The organism is Peribacillus simplex NBRC 15720 = DSM 1321 (assembly GCF_002243645.1).
Lineage (GTDB): Bacteria > Bacillota > Bacilli > Bacillales > DSM-1321 > Peribacillus > Peribacillus simplex.
The window spans coordinates 1,386,880-1,404,621 of the sequence record NZ_CP017704.1 but is presented as its reverse complement, the minus strand read 5'-3'; the positions used below and the strand labels follow the sequence as shown (position 1 = coordinate 1,404,621).

21 protein-coding genes are annotated in these 17,742 nt (G+C 38.9%); 13 read left to right on the top strand and 8 right to left on the bottom strand.

Going from position 1 to position 17,742, the window contains the following annotated elements; genetic code table 11:
- Positions 1-6: 6 nt before the first annotated feature.
- The 7 genes from BS1321_RS06620 (at position 7) to BS1321_RS06590 (ending at position 7,945) form a co-directional block, all read left to right on the top strand.
- Positions 7-1,209, top strand: coding sequence for a metallophosphoesterase family protein (locus BS1321_RS06620; RefSeq protein WP_232522802.1), 1,203 nt, complete (start codon positions 7-9; stop codon positions 1,207-1,209).
- 21 nt (positions 1,210-1,230) lie between these two features.
- Complete coding sequence (locus BS1321_RS06615) at positions 1,231-4,251, top strand: ATP-binding protein (protein ID WP_063232266.1); 3,021 nt, start codon at positions 1,231-1,233, stop codon at positions 4,249-4,251.
- A 41-nt stretch (positions 4,252-4,292) separates the two neighbouring features.
- Positions 4,293-4,700: a hypothetical protein gene (locus BS1321_RS06610; RefSeq protein WP_232522770.1), complete on the top strand. Its 408-nt coding sequence runs from the start codon at positions 4,293-4,295 to the stop codon at positions 4,698-4,700.
- Between the two features lie 333 nt (positions 4,701-5,033).
- Complete coding sequence (locus BS1321_RS06605) at positions 5,034-5,858, top strand: ABC transporter ATP-binding protein (RefSeq protein ID WP_063232264.1); 825 nt, start codon at positions 5,034-5,036, stop codon at positions 5,856-5,858.
- Positions 5,851-6,549 carry a (2Fe-2S)-binding protein gene (locus BS1321_RS06600; protein ID WP_063232263.1) on the top strand — a complete coding sequence of 233 codons (699 nt, stop codon included), beginning with the start codon at positions 5,851-5,853 and terminating at the stop codon, positions 6,547-6,549. The genes BS1321_RS06605 and BS1321_RS06600 overlap by 8 nt, the downstream gene beginning before the upstream one ends.
- Positions 6,550-6,725: 176 nt before the next feature.
- Complete coding sequence (gene yhaM, locus BS1321_RS06595; protein ID WP_063232262.1) at positions 6,726-7,664, top strand: 3'-5' exoribonuclease YhaM; 939 nt, start codon at positions 6,726-6,728, stop codon at positions 7,662-7,664.
- Positions 7,665-7,762: 98 nt separating this feature from the next.
- Positions 7,763-7,945, top strand: a complete 183-nt coding sequence (locus BS1321_RS06590) for a sporulation YhaL family protein (RefSeq protein WP_053344914.1) — start codon at positions 7,763-7,765, stop codon at positions 7,943-7,945.
- 53 nt (positions 7,946-7,998) lie between these two features.
- Here the strand turns inward: BS1321_RS06590 and BS1321_RS06585 are convergent, their stop codons facing one another.
- Positions 7,999-8,865 carry a peptidylprolyl isomerase gene (locus BS1321_RS06585; RefSeq protein ID WP_063232261.1) on the bottom strand — a complete coding sequence of 289 codons (867 nt, stop codon included), beginning with the start codon at positions 8,863-8,865 and terminating at the stop codon, positions 7,999-8,001.
- Positions 8,866-9,064: 199 nt separating this feature from the next.
- Between BS1321_RS06585 and BS1321_RS06580 the strand changes: the two genes are divergently transcribed.
- Both BS1321_RS06580 and BS1321_RS06575 read left to right on the top strand, forming a co-directional pair.
- Entirely contained in the window at positions 9,065-9,148 is an 84-nt protein-coding gene (locus BS1321_RS06580) for a YjcZ family sporulation protein (RefSeq protein WP_081112840.1), read from the top strand.
- 183 nt (positions 9,149-9,331) lie between these two features.
- Entirely contained in the window at positions 9,332-9,415 is an 84-nt protein-coding gene (locus BS1321_RS06575) for a YjcZ family sporulation protein (RefSeq protein ID WP_061462016.1), read from the top strand.
- Between the two features lie 112 nt (positions 9,416-9,527).
- Here the strand turns inward: BS1321_RS06575 and BS1321_RS28090 are convergent, their stop codons facing one another.
- Entirely contained in the window at positions 9,528-9,710 is a 183-nt protein-coding gene (locus BS1321_RS28090) for a hypothetical protein (RefSeq protein WP_034314696.1), read from the bottom strand.
- 108 nt (positions 9,711-9,818) lie between these two features.
- Positions 9,819-10,205 (bottom strand): DUF3267 domain-containing protein, encoded by a 387-nt coding sequence (locus tag BS1321_RS28715; protein ID WP_369691210.1) that lies wholly within the window; start codon positions 10,203-10,205, stop codon positions 9,819-9,821.
- Between the two features lie 395 nt (positions 10,206-10,600).
- On the opposite strand from BS1321_RS28715, the gene BS1321_RS06560 reads away from it, so the two are divergent.
- Positions 10,601-10,927, top strand: a complete 327-nt coding sequence (locus BS1321_RS06560; protein ID WP_063232259.1) for a DUF1878 family protein — start codon at positions 10,601-10,603, stop codon at positions 10,925-10,927.
- 2 nt (positions 10,928-10,929) lie between these two features.
- On the opposite strand, the gene BS1321_RS06555 is transcribed toward BS1321_RS06560, so the two are convergent.
- Complete coding sequence (locus tag BS1321_RS06555) at positions 10,930-11,508, bottom strand: HTH-type transcriptional regulator Hpr (RefSeq protein WP_034314691.1); 579 nt, start codon at positions 11,506-11,508, stop codon at positions 10,930-10,932.
- A gap of 188 nt (positions 11,509-11,696) precedes the next feature.
- The gene (locus BS1321_RS06550; protein WP_063232258.1) at positions 11,697-12,059 is read right to left on the bottom strand and encodes a YtxH domain-containing protein; all 363 of its coding nucleotides are present in this window, start codon (positions 12,057-12,059) and stop codon (positions 11,697-11,699) included.
- 293 nt (positions 12,060-12,352) lie between these two features.
- Between BS1321_RS06550 and yhzF the strand changes: the two genes are divergently transcribed.
- Positions 12,353-12,556 (top strand): membrane protein YhzF, encoded by a 204-nt coding sequence (gene yhzF, locus BS1321_RS28895; protein WP_473743244.1) that lies wholly within the window; start codon positions 12,353-12,355, stop codon positions 12,554-12,556.
- 99 nt (positions 12,557-12,655) lie between these two features.
- On the opposite strand, the gene BS1321_RS06540 is transcribed toward yhzF, so the two are convergent.
- From BS1321_RS06540 to BS1321_RS06530, 3 genes are all read right to left on the bottom strand, one after another.
- Positions 12,656-13,174, bottom strand: coding sequence for a tryptophan transporter (locus tag BS1321_RS06540; RefSeq protein WP_063232256.1), 519 nt, complete (start codon positions 13,172-13,174; stop codon positions 12,656-12,658).
- Positions 13,175-13,300: 126 nt separating this feature from the next.
- Positions 13,301-14,404: a 3-phosphoserine/phosphohydroxythreonine transaminase gene (gene serC, locus BS1321_RS06535; RefSeq protein WP_063232255.1), complete on the bottom strand. Its 1,104-nt coding sequence runs from the start codon at positions 14,402-14,404 to the stop codon at positions 13,301-13,303.
- 273 nt (positions 14,405-14,677) lie between these two features.
- Entirely contained in the window at positions 14,678-15,100 is a 423-nt protein-coding gene (locus BS1321_RS06530) for an HIT family protein (protein WP_063232254.1), read from the bottom strand.
- Between the two features lie 660 nt (positions 15,101-15,760).
- On the opposite strand from BS1321_RS06530, the gene BS1321_RS06525 reads away from it, so the two are divergent.
- Both BS1321_RS06525 and BS1321_RS06520 read left to right on the top strand, forming a co-directional pair.
- Positions 15,761-16,504 carry an ABC transporter ATP-binding protein gene (locus tag BS1321_RS06525; RefSeq protein ID WP_048677969.1) on the top strand — a complete coding sequence of 248 codons (744 nt, stop codon included), beginning with the start codon at positions 15,761-15,763 and terminating at the stop codon, positions 16,502-16,504.
- Positions 16,497-17,705, top strand: coding sequence for an ABC transporter permease (locus BS1321_RS06520; RefSeq protein WP_063232253.1), 1,209 nt, complete (start codon positions 16,497-16,499; stop codon positions 17,703-17,705). The genes BS1321_RS06525 and BS1321_RS06520 overlap by 8 nt, the downstream gene beginning before the upstream one ends.
- Positions 17,706-17,742 lie beyond the last annotated feature (37 nt).

The following is a 17,742-nucleotide window of genomic DNA, read 5'->3' as shown; positions in this document are numbered from 1 at the left end:
AGCGGTGTGAAGTTCATTCATGCGGCGGATCTCCATTTGGATAGTCCCTTTTCAGGGTTGAAGGATATGCCGTCATCTATATTAAAGGAATTAAGGGAAAGTCCGTTTAAAGCTTTTCAAACTATCATTAAAGAAGCAATTTCCCATCAGGTTGACTTTATCGTGTTATCGGGAGATCTATTTGATGGGGAAAATCGGAGTCTCCGGACACAGGTCCGCTTTCGAACCGAAATGGAAAAACTCCAGCAACATCAGATCCCTGCTTATATCATTCATGGTAATCATGATCATCTTAGCGGCTCATGGATTACTGTGGAGCTGCCGGATAATGTCCACGTATTTTCAGGGCAAACCGAAGTGAAACGGTTTGAAAAAATCAATGGGACGACTGTCAACCTTTATGGATTCAGTTATCCACGCCGTCACGTAAGGGAGAGAATGATAGAAACCTACATAAAAGCTGAAGGGGCCGATTATCATATAGGTCTGCTTCATGGGAATTTGGAAGGCAATTCCGAACATAGCCCATACGCCCCTTTTTCATTGAAGGAACTAACTGCTAAAGATTTCGATTACTGGGCATTAGGCCATATTCATAAGCATCAGGTGGTTTCAGAAGATCCGCTAGTGATATACCCAGGGAATATTCAAGGCAGGAACAGAAAGGAGTCTGGCGCTAAAGGATGCCTGCTCGTCGAATTCGACGGGGACATGAAGCGTCATTCCTTTATTGAAACCTCTCAAGTGATATGGGAAAGCGAAACAATTGAAATATCCGCGGAAGGTGGATTTGATGCCCTGTTCAAGCAATGCAAGGAAGTAATTGAACAGAAGGGTTTCGATGGGAGAAGCTTTCTTTTGGAATTGAAGCTGGATGCAGGTGACGCAGCAGGAGCTTCCGGGGAATATCTTGAAGAATTGACCCGGATCTTGCAGGAAGAGGACCAGGGGGAATCATTTGTCTGGGTGTATAAAATCAAAGTCATCCAGTCCATGCCGATGATTAGGTCAAATGAAAGAATATCGCCATTTATGGCTGAGGTATCCAGGCTTGCTTCTGAATTTGATGATACGGAGGCTGCTCTTGCCCCGCTTTATATTCATCCAGGTGCAAGAAGGTTTCTAGATTCAATAGAGCCGGAAGAGGAGAGGGAGCTTTTGGATGAAGCGGAAAGATGGCTTTTGCAAGTTTTTGAAGCGAATAAATGAGTGTAGGGAGGAGGAACGGATTTGATTATTAAAGACCTCCATGTTTATGGTTACGGCAAACTGGAAAATCAGCGTTTTCCTGAATTGGGACAGCTGCAGATTTTCTTTGGGGAAAATGAATCGGGAAAGTCAACTATCATGTCCTTCATTCATAGTATGCTATTTGGATTTCCGACAAAGGTTCAAAACGAACCGCGTTACGAGCCCAAAATGCATGCCAAATATGGGGGAAGGCTCAGTCTCATAACAAAAAAAGATGGGGAAATCGTTATTGAACGTGTGAAGGGAAAAGCTGCTGGTGATGTAAAATTGACCTTCGAGGATGGAAGGGTCGGCGGCGAGGAAGAATTGAATGAGATTCTCCATGGCGTTGATAAAAACTATTACCAGGCCATTTTTTCTTTCGATCTTCAAGGTCTGCATGGTTTACATACGCTAAGTGAAGGGACCATGAGTAAATATCTGCTCTCAGCTGGGCTGATTGGGAATGATAAACTTCTTGAAGCCGAAACGAAATTGCAAAAAGAGCTAGATTTAAGGTTCAAGCCATCAGGCCAAAAACCTTTACTGAATGTGAGATTAAAAGAACTTAAGGAATTGCAGAAAAAGGTGAAAGCATCAGAAGAAGAACAGCAGTCATATACGGGATTGCTTCAGGAAGAAGCAAAACTTAAGGATGAGCTCTCTAAAGTCACGGAAGATATTCAAGAGATTGAAGAAAACCTTGTTAACGTGAGTACTTTTTTGAGAATTAAACCATTGGTTGAAGAACAGGGGGAACTTGAAACAGAAATAAGTAAAATTCCGGAAGACAGTTTTCCTGTTGATGGCTTAAAAAGACTTGAACAGTTGCAGGCAGTTGGAATGCCCATGAAAGCCCAACTTGCCGCATTGACAGAGAAAATGGACAAACTTGAAGGAAAACTCACGGAAATCGAAATCAATCCGTTCATCAAGGAGCATAAAGAGCAAATTGAACATGCAATCGATCAAGGAACATTGCTGGAGAAGCTCGAGCTGGATATAAGAAAAGCGGAACACGAAAGGCTGTTGGAAGAAAAGAATATCGAAAAGGTGAAGCAGGAATTATTCTTGGATGTTACTGATGATGAAATAAGAAAACTGGATATCAGTACATTCATGAAGGAAAAGGTGAAAAGGGCCGAGAGAGAAAAGCATCAACTTCAAAATGATAAAAAACAGCTTGATGAGAAATATGGACTGCAAAAGGAAAGTCTGGAAACGGCAGAAGCCCGCTTGAAGGAGATAAAGGCCCAGTTACTTCCAGATGAAAAAAGAATCGAGCTGGAGTCCTTATACAACAAGCAGAATAACATCGAATTTGAAGCAGCACAATCCCATATTCTTGATGAACAAATACTCGAACTTGAAAAACAATTGGCAATACAGAGGAAGAAGGAAGCGCATAATCGCAAACGTTCACTTATCATGAATGGCAGTTTAATAATACTTCTTTGTTTAGGTGCGATCGGGAGTTATTTCAGTGAACAGATTTTGTTGGGGATTACACTTCTAGCCGTGGCTGTTCTGTTTGCGGTTTCCAGGTATCTCTTTAAAGGTGATGATATATTGTCCGGATATATCAGGCAATTGGATGAGGTGAAAAGGAAAAGGGCTGCAATTGGGAGTGAAACCAATAGTGGGAGTGAAGGAGAGTCGATTGGACGGTTGCTTGAACTGGACCAACGTCTTCAAAAGCGGTTAGAAAGTGAAAGGTTCAAATATGAAGAAAGAGAGGAAGCGTTTGAATCGACCATTCAGGAGTATGCTACTTGGGAAGCTAGCAGGGACCGATTGGATAAAGAAGTGAGGAGCATCTTAAGTGGTTGGGGTCTGTCTTATCCCGGAATGGAAATCAATCTTGAATCTGTATTTGAACTTCTTGAGAAATGGAAGGAAGCCGTTGATAGGAAATATGAAACAATAAAGAGGCACAATTTTCTGCATGCAGAATTTGAGGGTAAATCGAAGGCTTTATTTCATTTTGCACACAGCCTCGAATTTGAACCATCCACATGGCGGGAAGCGATTGGCATATTGAAACGGGAAATGAATAAAGCGGTTGAATTCTCCGTTCAACTAACACAATGGATGCAGGAACGGAGTCGTTTAACGAACGAAATCGAGCAGTTGACGATGGAAAAAGGCTATCTTGATGCAGAAATGGAAATGCTTTTTAAGTTAGCGAAGGTTAAGGACGAGGAAAAGTTCAGGCAAGACGCTGCATTGTCCGAAAAGAAAATCACTTTACAAAAACAGCTTGATTTGATTAACATTCAAATTGGACAATCCAGAATGCTGCCTGAACAAATCCAAACTTACCTAAAGCAGGGGATCAACACGTATACATTTGAAAATTTAGAACGGAAACGGAAGGATTCTGTAAAGGTGAAATCACTTTTATTAGAGAAACAGGCGGATGCGAAGCATAGGATAAGACAGCTTGAAGTTTCGGGGGTTTATGATGACTTACTTCATCGTTTTTATGAAGAAAAGGCTGCTTTTAACGAAGAGGCGAAGGAATGGGCGAAATTGGCAATAGCCAAAAGCTTATTGAATAAAACCTTGGACCGATATAAAAGGGAACGCCTACCGAAGGTCATCGCTGATGCCGAGCGGCATTTTTCCTTTTTAACGAATGGAAACTATCGTAAAATCATCTTTGATCAGTCGGGAGAAGGAATTTGGGTACAGCGCAGTGATGGCTTAAGTTTCAGGGTTGAAGAGGTCAGCCGCGGGACAGCAGAGCAAATTTATGTTTCCCTAAGGCTCGCACTTGCTGATCATACTTTTGAAAATGATTCATTCCCTCTCATCATTGATGATAGTTTCGTCAATTTTGATGCGGAAAGGACAAAGCGGATGCTCGAGTTATTGACAAAAGTTTCGGAAAAGCGGCAAATTTTATTTTTCACATGTCACAGATATATAATGGAGTACTTTAGCGAAAATCAAGTGATTCGTCTATCCAACCCCATATTGCGCCAAAATATGAATGAAATGATCATCCCCGAAATATAATGGGTTTTAAACTATAAATAAAGAGAGTGAAGTCATTGAATATGAATGAGTTTGTAAGCCACCATGATTCTTCTTTGGAGTTAATCATCGAAACGGAGTTTCCTGGTAAACGATGTGTTGGGGGAAAGTATTCTGCCAAAGGACACAGCATCACTTTATATAAGAGAGATATCGAAATTCAGTGTGAACGCTCCCTAGGCTCGCTTGCAAGGCTTGAGGAATATACATGGGTGATCCTCACACATGAGATGGGCCACGCATTAGACCCCGATCTTGCTGTGCTTAGTGAGGAGCTATACAAAACAGGAAAATCAGAAATCCTTTATCAAATAGAGGTCAATGCATGGAATATTGCAGAAGGATTAATTCCTTTTATCGTTCAGGATTTATTTACCTTCATTAGGGATGAATCCCTGGAACATTGTACAAATCGCCTGCTGGTCGGTTAAAAGGCTCTCCATATGGAGGGCATTTTTTTTTTTTTTTTCGCTAGATGGAATTTGGAAATTCCGCTAGGGATTGCGCGGAGGGGGAGAATGGACTATTGAATCGTTCGGAAGCTACAGGAAGCGGTAAATGATATGGCAAGTTAATATAATGTACTAATTTTTTTACATTAATGTTTCCAAAGGAAGCTTCATATCTTTAAAGGAGTATTCACTTTAATGAATCATTTAAGCGGAATGGGACATGGAGTTTTTGGTTTATATTCATTTTTAAGATTGACAGTGAGAATCATTTTCATTAAACTAGTATTATTAGACTAAAAGGGGAGTATTTTAATGCGACCAGCTATTAACACACAGTCTTTATCGCTCGGTTATGGTGATAAATTAATTATAAATGATATGAATATAGAAATACCCAAAGGGGAGATCACCGTATTCATCGGTGCCAATGGATGTGGAAAATCAACACTGCTAAGGTCGGTTGCCCGATTGTTAAAACCTCAATCCGGCTCAGTTTTGCTCGAAGGTAAAGCGATTTCAACCATGTCATCGAAGGATGTAGCAAGAAAGATGGCAATTCTTCCACAATCCCCGGCTGCTCCTGAAGGACTTACAGTCTATCAACTTGTTAAACAAGGAAGATATCCTTATCAAAGTTGGTTGAAACAGTGGAGTTCTTTGGATGAAGAAAAAGTTCAAAAGGCGATTGAAGCAACGAACCTGACCGATTTAAAGGATCAGGCAGTCGATGAATTATCGGGAGGCCAGAAGCAACGGGCATGGATAGCAATGACGCTGGCTCAGGATACGGACGTCATTTTGTTGGATGAACCGACTACATATCTTGATATGACCCATCAAATCGAGATTTTGGACTTATTGTTCGACTTGAATGAGTTTGAGAACCGAACGATCGTGATGGTGCTTCATGATTTGAATTTAGCTTGCCGTTATGCGGATAATCTGGTGGCACTTAAAGATGGGGCGATACATGCTCAAGGCCGGCCAGAGGATATCATCACGTCTGAATTGGTACAGCATGTATTCAGCATGGAATGTCAAATTTCTTTCGATCCAATTTTTGGCAGTCCCATGTGCGTTCCGTTTGGTAAAGGACGCTACGCCCAAAGGCATGTAAAAGCGCTGGCCAATGCATAACCTCACACCATCTATTGAAAAAGAGCTGCAAGGATATCGCATATTCTTTCGAGATGAAGCCAAAGTTTCCAAGACCTTCAATCAAGCTGATGAGCTTATTCAGTATGCACAAGCCCGGACTGGGGCGGAAACGTCAAGGATTGCAATTTCAATGTGGTTCAGACGTTATGCTTTTTTTGTCACGGCACAATTTTACATGTTAAGCAAACATCGGCTTATCTGGGAAGGCGCACTTCAGGACATTGGAGTTTTGGATGATCCAGAAGATGAACATTGGCTCCCGAATTTTTTGCTGAAAACTAACAGGTGGAGCAATGTTACGGAAAAGGAAAGCCCTTCTGCCCTCCATTCCATATTAAGCAGCTTTGGTGCTGATGCCATTCGCTTCTTTTCCAGAACTGCTAAAATATCGAAACTTGTACTCTGGGAAAATATTTGGAGCTATACGGTATGGATGTATAGTGAGTTACTGAAGGAGACAGATATAAAGACGCGAGTTGAAAAGGACATTGAAATGCTGCTTGCAGATGATGTATGGCTGAATATTGAAACGCATTCCCCCTTTAAACGATTCATTGGGGAAAAAAGTGTTCCGGCGTCCATGAATCCTTATAAACGGGTGACATGCTGTTTATATTACCGAATTGAGGGCCAGGAAAAATGCGCGTATTGTCCGAACAAAAACTGTTGAAATAGATTTGATTGGAGAACCAGGCTTGGGGTCAAGCCTGGTTTTCTTGTGGCGTGATAAGAGATGTCAGCTTAGGCTTTTCTCGTCCATTGTCTATTACTTATTAACGAAAACTAAAAGCACTAACGAGATTGGTATGTTATAATGTTGATATTTAATTGAACGGAGGCAGTCGCATGGGAAATGGGATCATACACTACGGAATTGGTGAAGTAGTAGATATATATATGTACATTAAAACGAGTACAAAAGCGGTGGCAAGTAATGGAAAGCCGTTTTTAACATTGATTTTGTGCGATAAAACCGGGGAGATCGAGGCAAAGCTATGGGATGTTTCCGAGACTGATGAGAAAACATACAGTGCGGAAGCTACGGTGAAAGTTCAAGGGGAAGTCCAGAATTATCGAGGACGCAGCCAATTGAAAATCCGTAATATTAGAATTACTTCAGATGCTGATGGGGTCACGAAAGCCGATTTAATTCAAACGGCCCCTTTAAGTCAGGAAGAAATGATGGAAACCATTACTCAATTCATTTTTGAAATGAGGAATCCGAATATCCAAAGGGTGACTAGGCATCTCATTAAAAAATATCAGAATGAATTTCTGACGTTTCCTGCTGCCACCAAGAACCATCATGAGTATATGTCGGGTCTGGCCTATCATGTTGTATCGATGCTAGGGCTGGCTAAGGCCATATCAACCCTATATCCTTCGCTCAATAAGGATCTTTTGTATGCAGGAGTCATTCTGCATGACCTTGGAAAGGTACATGAGCTATCTGGACCTGTTTCGACTGTTTATACAGTGGAAGGGAACTTGTTGGGGCATATCACCATCATGGTAAATGAAGTCGGTAAAGCTGCAGAGGAATTAGGCATTGAAGCGGAAGAAATCATGATTCTCAAGCACTTGATATTAAGCCACCATGGTAAAGCTGAGTGGGGTAGTCCCAAACCGCCAATGGTGAGGGAAGCGGAAGTGCTGCATTATATTGATAATATGGATGCCAAGATAAATATGATGGACCGGGCATTGGAAAAAGTGAAACCGGGTGAATTTACGGAAAGAGTCTTCGCGCTCGATAATCGTTCATTCTATAAACCAACATTTTAATGAAATATGCTTCTTTCTCGATGAGAAAGAAGCATATTTTTTTTATTCGCGCATATTCTCTAGTAAATGAATAGTAGATTTTTTGGGAGGGAATGGACATGCCAATTTGGATCTGGTTCGTGTTTATTGGGATAATTGTCAGTGCAGTCATGTCAATTTGGACAGCTAGACAGGAACGCCTCATAGATGATGCTTGGATTGAGAAGGAAGGTCAGAAGTACATTGAACGCATGGAAGAAGAGCGCGAGAGGCGTAAAAAGGATATAAATCAGGGAGCATAGCTCGAATGATGAAAAAAAGCGACAGGCAAGTCCTGTCGCTTTTTACTATTCAATTATTTTTCAGCCTTGGTTGCGTCACCAGAAGTGATGGCATCTTTTAGATCTTCATCTTTAATCTTCACGTCCGCTTTTTTGACTTCTGAATTCAAAATATCCTGAACTTTAGTTTGGTCAATTTGAGCGACTTTCAAATCATATTCAAGATCTTTTTTCATATCTTTGTATGATTCTTTTTCTTTTGTATCAAGAAGTTGGATGATGTGGTAGCCATAATCGGATTTAATAGGCTTACTTATTTCATTCTTCTTCATTTTGTAAGCTTGTTCTTCAAATGCAGGAACCATTTCACCTTGACCGAACCAGCCTAGCTCCCCGCCTTTTTCAGCTGTGCCTGTATCTGTTGAATATTCTTTGGCAAGTTTAGCGAAGTCTTCGCCTTTGTCCAATTTAGCTTTAACTTCGTTGGCTGTTTTTTGGTCTTCCACTAGAATATGTCTCGCTTTTATTTGTGGTTTATAGTCTTCATAAGCTTTTTTCACATCAGCTTCTTTTACTGTAATATCGGCAACGGCTGCTTTTTCTTGAAGCATGCCGATTTTAAGTGCACGTTTAAGATCATCTTCGCTCTTATATCCGGAAGAGGCCAGGGCCGTTTCGAAATTTTCACCCATTTGCTCTTTAAGCTCGTCCGTTTTAGCCTTAACTTCCTTATCGGTTACTGTATATTTTTCAGAAAGAACTTTTTCATAAACAAGTTCCTGAAGAACGGTTTCACCATAACGGTCTTTCATTACATTGTAAAATTCTTCTTTAGTGATATCCCCCGCTTTAGTTTCCACGACTGCTTCCTTGTCGCTGTTGCATGCTGTAAGTCCGATCAGCCCTGCAGTAACAGCAATCGATAATGCCCACTTCTTCATAAAAACAACTCCTAGTTTTAAGTTTCTGATTTTCTATTTTTCGTATTTCCACAAAATTAACTATAACATATTCTGGTTACTTTACAAAAAATAATATATTGGTGTAGGAATAAGATTTTTTTAAAAAATGGGTGTACGCCTACCCAGAAAATAAACCATTACATATGATAAATCGAGGACAACAAAAGGAGGTAGCAAAATGAGTAATGGATTTAACGGAGGTTTCGCTTTGTTAGTGGTGTTATTCATATTATTAATAATTGTAGGATCAGCCTGTTGCTAATCGGTTGCAAAATTAATAATGGAAAGAGCCCACTCCTTTTGCCATGGAGTTGAATAGGATAGGGTAGCCGCTCAACAAAAAGACGAAGTGATTATCAAGCTTAGAAAGGAATGGATTCCTTTTGGCGGATTTAAGGGTGTGCATGAAATTACAATTACTTAAGAATGGAAAGGAGGAAGATCAATGTCTGGAGGAATAGGTGGAGGCTTTGCTCTAATTGTCGTTCTTTTCATCCTGTTAATCATCATTGGAGCTTCTTGGTTATAAACTCATAAACAAAAGGCGAAGCTGATTGCTTCGCCCTTTTTCTTTATGTGGATAATGCTCCGGGTATCACCAATGTATGTAACAAATGATGGCCATCATTTGTTGCTCATCTCTACGTATACAAAATTTCAATATAGGAGGATAATAACATAATAGTAATTAATACATTAATGGTCCTGAATACTTTAGGCTGCCGGTCTTCAGCAATTTCCTTTTGAATGCATAAAGAGTTTGTCATTCTATTAATATTATAAAGAATCAAAATAGCAAAAATAATAAACCAGAACGAGATCAAAACCTAAAATCCCTCCTTGCAAAACATCATGTATAAATACGATACCAAATTATAATGAAAAAAGATACCTAAAAATCTTATTAGGCATCTTTATGAATAAATAAGAAATCACTTTTGAATAAGTATATCGTATCCTTCGAGATGTTCCTCGATAAAAGAATTCCTTGGGGAACCAACCAGGTTTTTTATATAAATAAAATCCGATACGCATAATCCGGTGTGCAGGGATAATAAAATAGTGAAATAATGGATATAATGTGGAAAACTAAGGGCACAACCAATCAATATGACAGTCATAATGAAGAAAGGCAACACAAGGGTAAAGAGATAAAGATGCTTTCGAATCGGATAATGCACATTGACTTTGCATGTAAGCACAAGGTTCCACTTCAAGGACCAAGAAGTTTTTACTTTTTTACATAATAATCGTAAAGGTAAATAGTGTAATAGTTTGTGAACAGGATATAATAAGAATAATAGGCTAAAAAATACCATTGTTTGATCACCATACAAAATAACATGGGTTGAAAAGACACTAAATAATGTATAGATCAGAACAAAAGACATCAATATAGTAAAAACTGAAAAAAAGATCAGACGGCAATTCCCATATTGTTTTGCCACGTCAATTGTTTTCCACGAATTCATTTCGAAATCAGCCCTCCAAAGCTGTTGAATATACTTACATACATTACGATGAATTGGTGGAAAAAGCAATGAAATTCTTGGATTAAGTTCAAGATAAAATCACTTTAGTGTGTAAGCATGCTAAGGGCGTTTAAGTCCAGGTTTTGAACCAGGGATCAGGCGGATTACTTAGTGTGAAAAATCAAGAATTGGTTATAAGCCTATTATGTTAAATTGAATGATCGATTGGGGATTAGTGATGTATGAAAAATATAAATGAAGAAATAGAAATACTCCGTTTTCATCAACGGCTTTTATTAAACCTGATACGAAATCCGGAGGCAAAGTTGGACTATCTATTTGTGGAAAAAAATTTCACGAAGCAGGAAGCGGAAGAATTATTGGAAACATGTGATATCTTGAGCAAACGCTATGAAATAGAAAAAGCGGAAGGGTATATGAACTTTCGACCGCTTTTTAATCAATTTGAAAGAAAGGTTAATCCAAAAATAACCATAAAAGAATGCATTGATGCATGCCTTTCACAAGGTTTATATGTATCATTCATGAAGGAAATGGATAGAGTATGAGATTAAACTGGCTCAGTTTCTTTCTCTATCTTTTTTTTTGTGATTTTACCCTCCACGTCAGTAAACTCCTGATCGATGTTATCGAAGGATCGTTCAAAGATTTGCATGAAATCTTCACCGTAGATATTACGGATGATGGCCATCATTTCGATCATATCCGGAAACTTACCATAAAGCTCACGCAGTGGAAGTGCACCTGAAAAAGCAGAGTTCTTGCTTGGGTCGTATGTCTCCATTAAATCAAGTAGAATTTTTTCACCTTCTGCTGTGATCTCTATATACGTATTCCTTTTGTCATTTTCTTTTTTTGAAAATGTTAAGTACCCGCGTTCCTCTAATTTTTTTGAAAAGTTAAATGCCGTAGAAACATGCATGACCCCAAATTTTGCAACATCAGAAATGGAAGAGCCATTAAGATGGTAGGCAATCCAAAGAATATGGTGCTCATTGATATTTAAATCATAGGGCTTGATCCATTGCTGCCAATCTTTTTCAATCGATTTCCATAATGCCTTGCTTAATTGTGCAATTCGTTGACTAAAAATCATTGCTTCTTTCATAGAATAATTTTTATTCTGCATATTATGGGCTCACCTACTTATAAGATTCTATATATTTATTATGACAATAAAATAAAAATTAATAAAGATAAATATTTGCAAAATTTTTAGAAAATTTTAGTTTTTTAATGAATTCTCCATTCTTCTCCAATAAACCATGTGATTTATTGGGAAAAATGGAGAATCAATCTTGTGTGACGATGTCACTATTAATTTTTAGAAGAAGGGGTGGCCGCTTCCAATTCTTTTAATGAATTTTCAATTTCTTGAACGTTCTTCAATAATTCATTCTTATTGGGTTCGATTTCCCGCTTCCAGTTCTCGATGACGACCTGAACATCCGAAATGAACGTTTTTACCGTTTCTTTGCTGATTTGTGAAGCTTCCATCGTGTCATCTTTAATATTTAGCATCTTTACCTTTAACTCATCAATTGTATTCTTAATTTCGTCGGTATTCGATTTGATGCGGGTCCGTAGGTCTTTACCTGAACTTGGTGTTGAAAGTAAGGTTGCCGCACCAGCTACTACTGTTCCGGTCAAAAAGCCAATTAGTAATGATTTTGCTTTCATTAGGATCACCTCATTTTATAATATGTTTTCGCTTTCCATGGTCAGAATCCCTGCTGAAAAAAGCATCAATTGGAAATTTTGATAAATAGGGGGAGAAATACTATTGATATCAAAATACCATAATTTTCATTCTTATGGAAGAGTATCGACCATTTTATCTTTATATCACAAAAATATTTTTTTAAACTTAGAGAGTAAATATATAATATTTAAAAATAACTTGAAGCTTTACTAATAATGCTTCATATAAAGGGAAGAGCAGCATATAGATAATAAAAACAAGCTGTCGGAACATGGATGGCACTGGTGGGTTAATAATGAAAATCATTTTTTTATTAAGCCTGGTATGCCTGTGCGGAATGGGGTATTTTCTAAGGCAAGCAAAAACTCCTGGCATCTATCCGCCTAAGAGGGTGCTCCAGGCTAGAGCCTTCGCAATGGGTCTCCCCGGGGTTTTACTGCTTTTCATTTGGTTTATGTGGATATTGATTCATTGACCCTTGGAGGATGATTCTGACTAGAATTCCAGATTCATAAGATTAGAAAAAAAAGCACCGGACATTCCGGTGCTTTTTTAGGTATGATGATCCTGCTGCTTAAGCATTAATGGGTATATTTGATTTTCTTACGATGCCGTTCACAATTGGATAAATGATGACCATCGCAACTGTATTTAACAGTACGGCAGGAAGTACAACAGCGCCGAAAAGTGCAACGAAAGGCCCTGGAAGGGAAACGATATAATAAGCCGAACCAAGGAAGACAGCGCCGGAAATCATTGTTCCTAAGGCAGTCAAGATACTAACGGTGACAACGGATGTTGAAAACTTCTTAAGACTGATGAATAAAAGGTAAAACAGAAAGGCTGTTGCCAATTTGTCTATGATATTTGGAATCTGTCCTCCAGGAAATGTAGTTGTCATGGCAGAGATGGCTCCAGCTGCCAGGGCGACAATGAATACATTCTTCTTCGCGGGAAACAAGGTAATCGCCAAAAACATCATCAACAGCATCATATCCGGTTTCATTCCAAGGAAGAATCCAGGTACGATAAAATGCAGGGCAGCCCCAATCCCGATTAATAGGGACAGTGACACAAGGGTTTTCGTTTTCATTTACTCATCTCTCCTATTCTCATCTCAACTAACATCTTTTCTTCAACAATGCACTATTGCCTGTTGCAAGAAGTTTAAAATAGTATATCATAAGACCTATTTTTTTAGAAGTTATATTTGTTTGAATTAAAGGGTTTGAGCTTCCTTTGCTTTATACGATTCCTGGAAATTCTTCATGAAATCAGCAAGGTCCTGGCAATGGGATAGAGGGACCGCATTATAGATGGATGCTCTGCAGCCACCGATGGAACGGTGACCGTTCAGTCCTACGAATCCGGCTTGCTTCACTTCATTAAGGAATTGTACTTCAGCTTCTTCAGACGGAAGCGTGAACGTTACATTCATTAATGAACGGCTGTCCGGTAGGGCATGGCCTTTATAAAAACCATCACTGCCGTCGATTGCATCGTAAATGACTTTTGCTTTTTCTTCATTGATTTCAGCGATCTTTTCCACGCCGCCCTGTTCTTTTGCCCAATCCAACACAAGGGACAATAAGTAAATGGCCAATGTCGGAGGAGTGTTGTATAAAGATTTATTTTTCGAATGGATAGAATAGTTCATCATGGATGGGATTTTGTCATTATCCGTTATTAAATCTTTACGGATGATAACGACTGTGATTCCCGACGGACCTAGATTCTTTTGTGCACCTGCATAGATGATGCCAAATTTACTAATATCAATCTTTTTGCTGAGAATATCGCTTGACATATCAGCTACTAAAGGAATGTCGCCTGTTTCTGGGAATTCCTTCCACTGTGTTCCGTAAATCGTATTATTGCTTGTGATATGAAGATATGCAGCATCATCATTCAATTTGATGTCTTCCACTTTAGGGATGAACGTATATTTTTCATCTTTGGATGAAGCGACTACGGCCGTTTCACCAACCTTTTTGGCTTCTTTTAATGCTTTTTCCGACCAAGAACCAGTGAGGACATAATCTGCCCTTTTTCCATCATTCAAAATGTTCATGGGAATCATGGAAAATTGTAGACTTGCTCCTCCTTGCAGCAGGAGAACTTCATAATTCTCAGGAATTTCCATAAGGTCTTTTAATGATTGAATGGCATGGTTATGAATTTTTTCGAATTCCGAACTTCTATGGCTTAATTCCATGACGGACATACCGGAATCCTCAATATTCAACCATTCGTTTTGGGCTCTTTGTAAAACTTCTAAGGGAAGGGCGGCTGGCCCAGCGTTAAAATTGTGTGCACGTTTCAATTTTTTTCCTCCTATACGACTATGTGATAAAGTATTTGAGACTATTCATATATCCTACCAGAAAACTAAATTCAATAGGAGGAAAATTTAGAATTTTAAGTGACAATCCGTTTTAATGATAGGCCAAAGTAAAAAGGTCCTGCACTTTGGAGTGAGGACCAAAAAGGGATTATTGTTTTTTCATGCAACCAGCGTTTAGCTAAAGTTCAATTGCCGATTCTTTTAAAAAGATATAACGAAAGGAGAAAGTAACCTTCACAGGCCATCACAGTCTCATTTTAAATGCTGTGCAATGGAGTCAGCGATTTGTTTCAGGTCATCTGGTGTATAGTCGCTGGTATTCGTCTTCCAAACAGCCCCAAAGCCGTCTCCTTCCCCATGCCGGGGAATTAAATGCATATGAAAATGGAAAACGGACTGTCCTGCAGCTTCACCATTATTATTTAAAAGATTCAGGCCTACAGGTTGGAATTCCTGCTTCATGGCGCGGGCAATTTCCGGCACCACTTCAAAAAGATTCTTGGCAATCTCAGGTGTCAACTCATAAAGATTTTCCTTATGTACTTTAGGTATTACCAGCGTATGGCCTTTTGTTACTTGACTGATATCGAGAAATGCCAATACATGTTCATTTTCGAAAACTTTCGTACTTGGAATTTCTCCATCGATTATTTTGCAAAAAATGCAATCACTCATTAAAAACGCTCCTTTAAAAGTTAATGTATTTGGTTAATCGTACCATAGCTTGAATCCTTGAGAAAAGGAAAAATCATAAAAACAGGATGCAACATTAAGTTGCACCCTGCCTGTCGAAAAAGGGGGTTTTGCTTCAAAATTCGCATTAGCATAAATTCTCTGCGACAAACACCTCATCTACATTGTAGTAAAATATGGTTATTATCTGTTTAGAGATTTCCATTCAAAGCAACCATCTCCTATATCTTTAAAGTTTCATCAACTTTCAAAGCATAATTGATAATTATTGAATGATTTTTCTGCTTTTACGTGCAAGAGAACCATCTCCTTGCTCGAAACGATTTTTTTTTAATGAAGCTTCTGGTTTAATTCAGTTATACGTCTTTAACTGACACCTCATTTACAATATGATGTGAATCATTTGTAATAAAACTTATGGGTATTTCAGTGTAATACGTCTTTAACTGACACCTCATTTACATTATGATGTGAATCACACGTAATGACTAACCCCTTCTTCCTTATATATGATGACCACCAAGCCGGGAAAATATAATTAGTTATTTATGGAAATTTTGTTCCGAGAACACTCGACTATGTAAAAGCAGGAGAATTTGATAAAATGGAAATAAGAACCTCTATATAGAAAGGATCGTTTATATGTCCTTATTGGAAATAAAGCAATTAGTGGGCGGATATACGAAAACGCCCGTTTTAAAGGGAATAAGTTTTGACATTCAACCGAATGAGCTAGTAGGGTTAATTGGGCTCAACGGGGCTGGGAAAAGTACGACGATTAAACATATCATCGGACTCATGGAGCCGAAAGGCGGAAGTGTCTCGATTCATGGTAAAACACTTGCCCAGGATCCGGATACATATCGTAAACAATTCACTTATGTTCCAGAAACGCCAATCTTGTATGATGAGCTTACACTTGAGGAGCATTTAAAGCTTACGGCAATGGCACATGGTTTGGCGGAAGCCACATTTAAAGAAAGGATGGACGTTCTATTAAAGGAATTCCATATGGAAAAAAGACTTAAATGGTTTCCTGCCCATTTTTCAAAGGGAATGAAGCAAAAGGTCATGATTATGTGCGCCTTTTTAGTACAGCCATCTTTATATATAGTCGACGAACCCTTCGTGGGTCTTGATCCATTAGGCATTCAATCCCTGCTTGATTTGATGAGGAAAATGAAAGAGAGCGGAGCGGGAATATTAATGTCTACACACATACTGGCGACAGCCGAGAGGTATTGTGATTCATTCATCATACTGCATAATGGAGAGATCCGGGCAAAAGGCAATCTTGAGCAACTTCGTGAACAATTTTCCATGCCGGGTGCAACTCTTGACGATTTATACATTCAATTGACGAAAGAAGAAATCGGTCATGAATAGCCAAAATCTCTGGAAGGAAAGATATTTAGGCTATATAAATGAAACGCAAAAATATCTTCGCTATATTTTTAATGGCCATCTTGTTTTTGTCATGGTATTGGTTCTTGGTGGTTTGGCTTATTATTACAGTGATTGGGTGAAGACGTTAGACAGTGATTTCCCTGCTGAATTGATCATGGCCTTTGTTTTATCGATCATTGTAACCAGAAGCCCGATAAATACTTTTTTGAAAGAACCTGATACGGTATTCCTGCTTCCGCTTGAAACGAAGTTGAGAAGCTATTTCAAGAATTCACTGATATTAAGTTGGGTCATGCAGGGTTTTATTCTTCTGGTTGTCCTAATTGCATCTATGCCGATGTATTCGAAGGTTACGGGTGCAGGAGGTACGGACCTTGGAATCATCCTGGTCGTTTTGCTTATTTTGAAGTTCTTGAATTTAACCATGCGCTGGCAGGTGTTGAAATATCAGGATACATCAGTGAGCCATTGGGACTCTCTCATCCGCTTTTTACTTAATGGAGTGATTCTTTATTTCATCTGTTCAAGGGCAAATATACTGTTTTCACTTATAACATTTTTAATATTGTTAGCACTTTACATGTATTACCGAAGTGCAACTAAAGGTTTTGTGTTGAAGTGGGAACGGCTGGTGGAACTGGAAAACAAACGGATGAATTCTTTTTATCGAATAGCGAACATGTTTACTGATGTTCCTCATTTGAAAGGGAAAGTAGCGAGAAGGAAATGGATGGACTGGCTATTATCTTTCATTCCGTATGGTGAAAAATCAACTTATACCTATCTTTACGCCCGTACTCTTTTGCGATCCAATGATTATGTGGGACTTTGTTTTCGCTTGACTATCATTGGGTCCGTGATTTTAAGTGTATTCACTAACATATGGGCACATTTAATTGTAACGTTCATGTTCTTATTCATGACAGCCCTGCAGCTGCTGCCGGTTTGGAAGGCTCATGAATGGAAAGTATGGGTCTCATTGTATCCATTGCCAGCAAAAATGAGAGAATCTGCAGTCATAAAGCTAATTTCCTATTTCTTATTATTTGAGGACCTGGTCTTCAGTTTGGTCCTGCTAGTGAAAGGGGAATGGATGTCCGCTTTAGCCGCCTTGGCAATGGGGCTTGTTTTCTTATTCGGTTTTAAAATTTATGCAGCAAAGAAAATTAAAAACTTTTAATCAAAAGCTGATTTTTCATAAAATCAGCTTTTTCTTT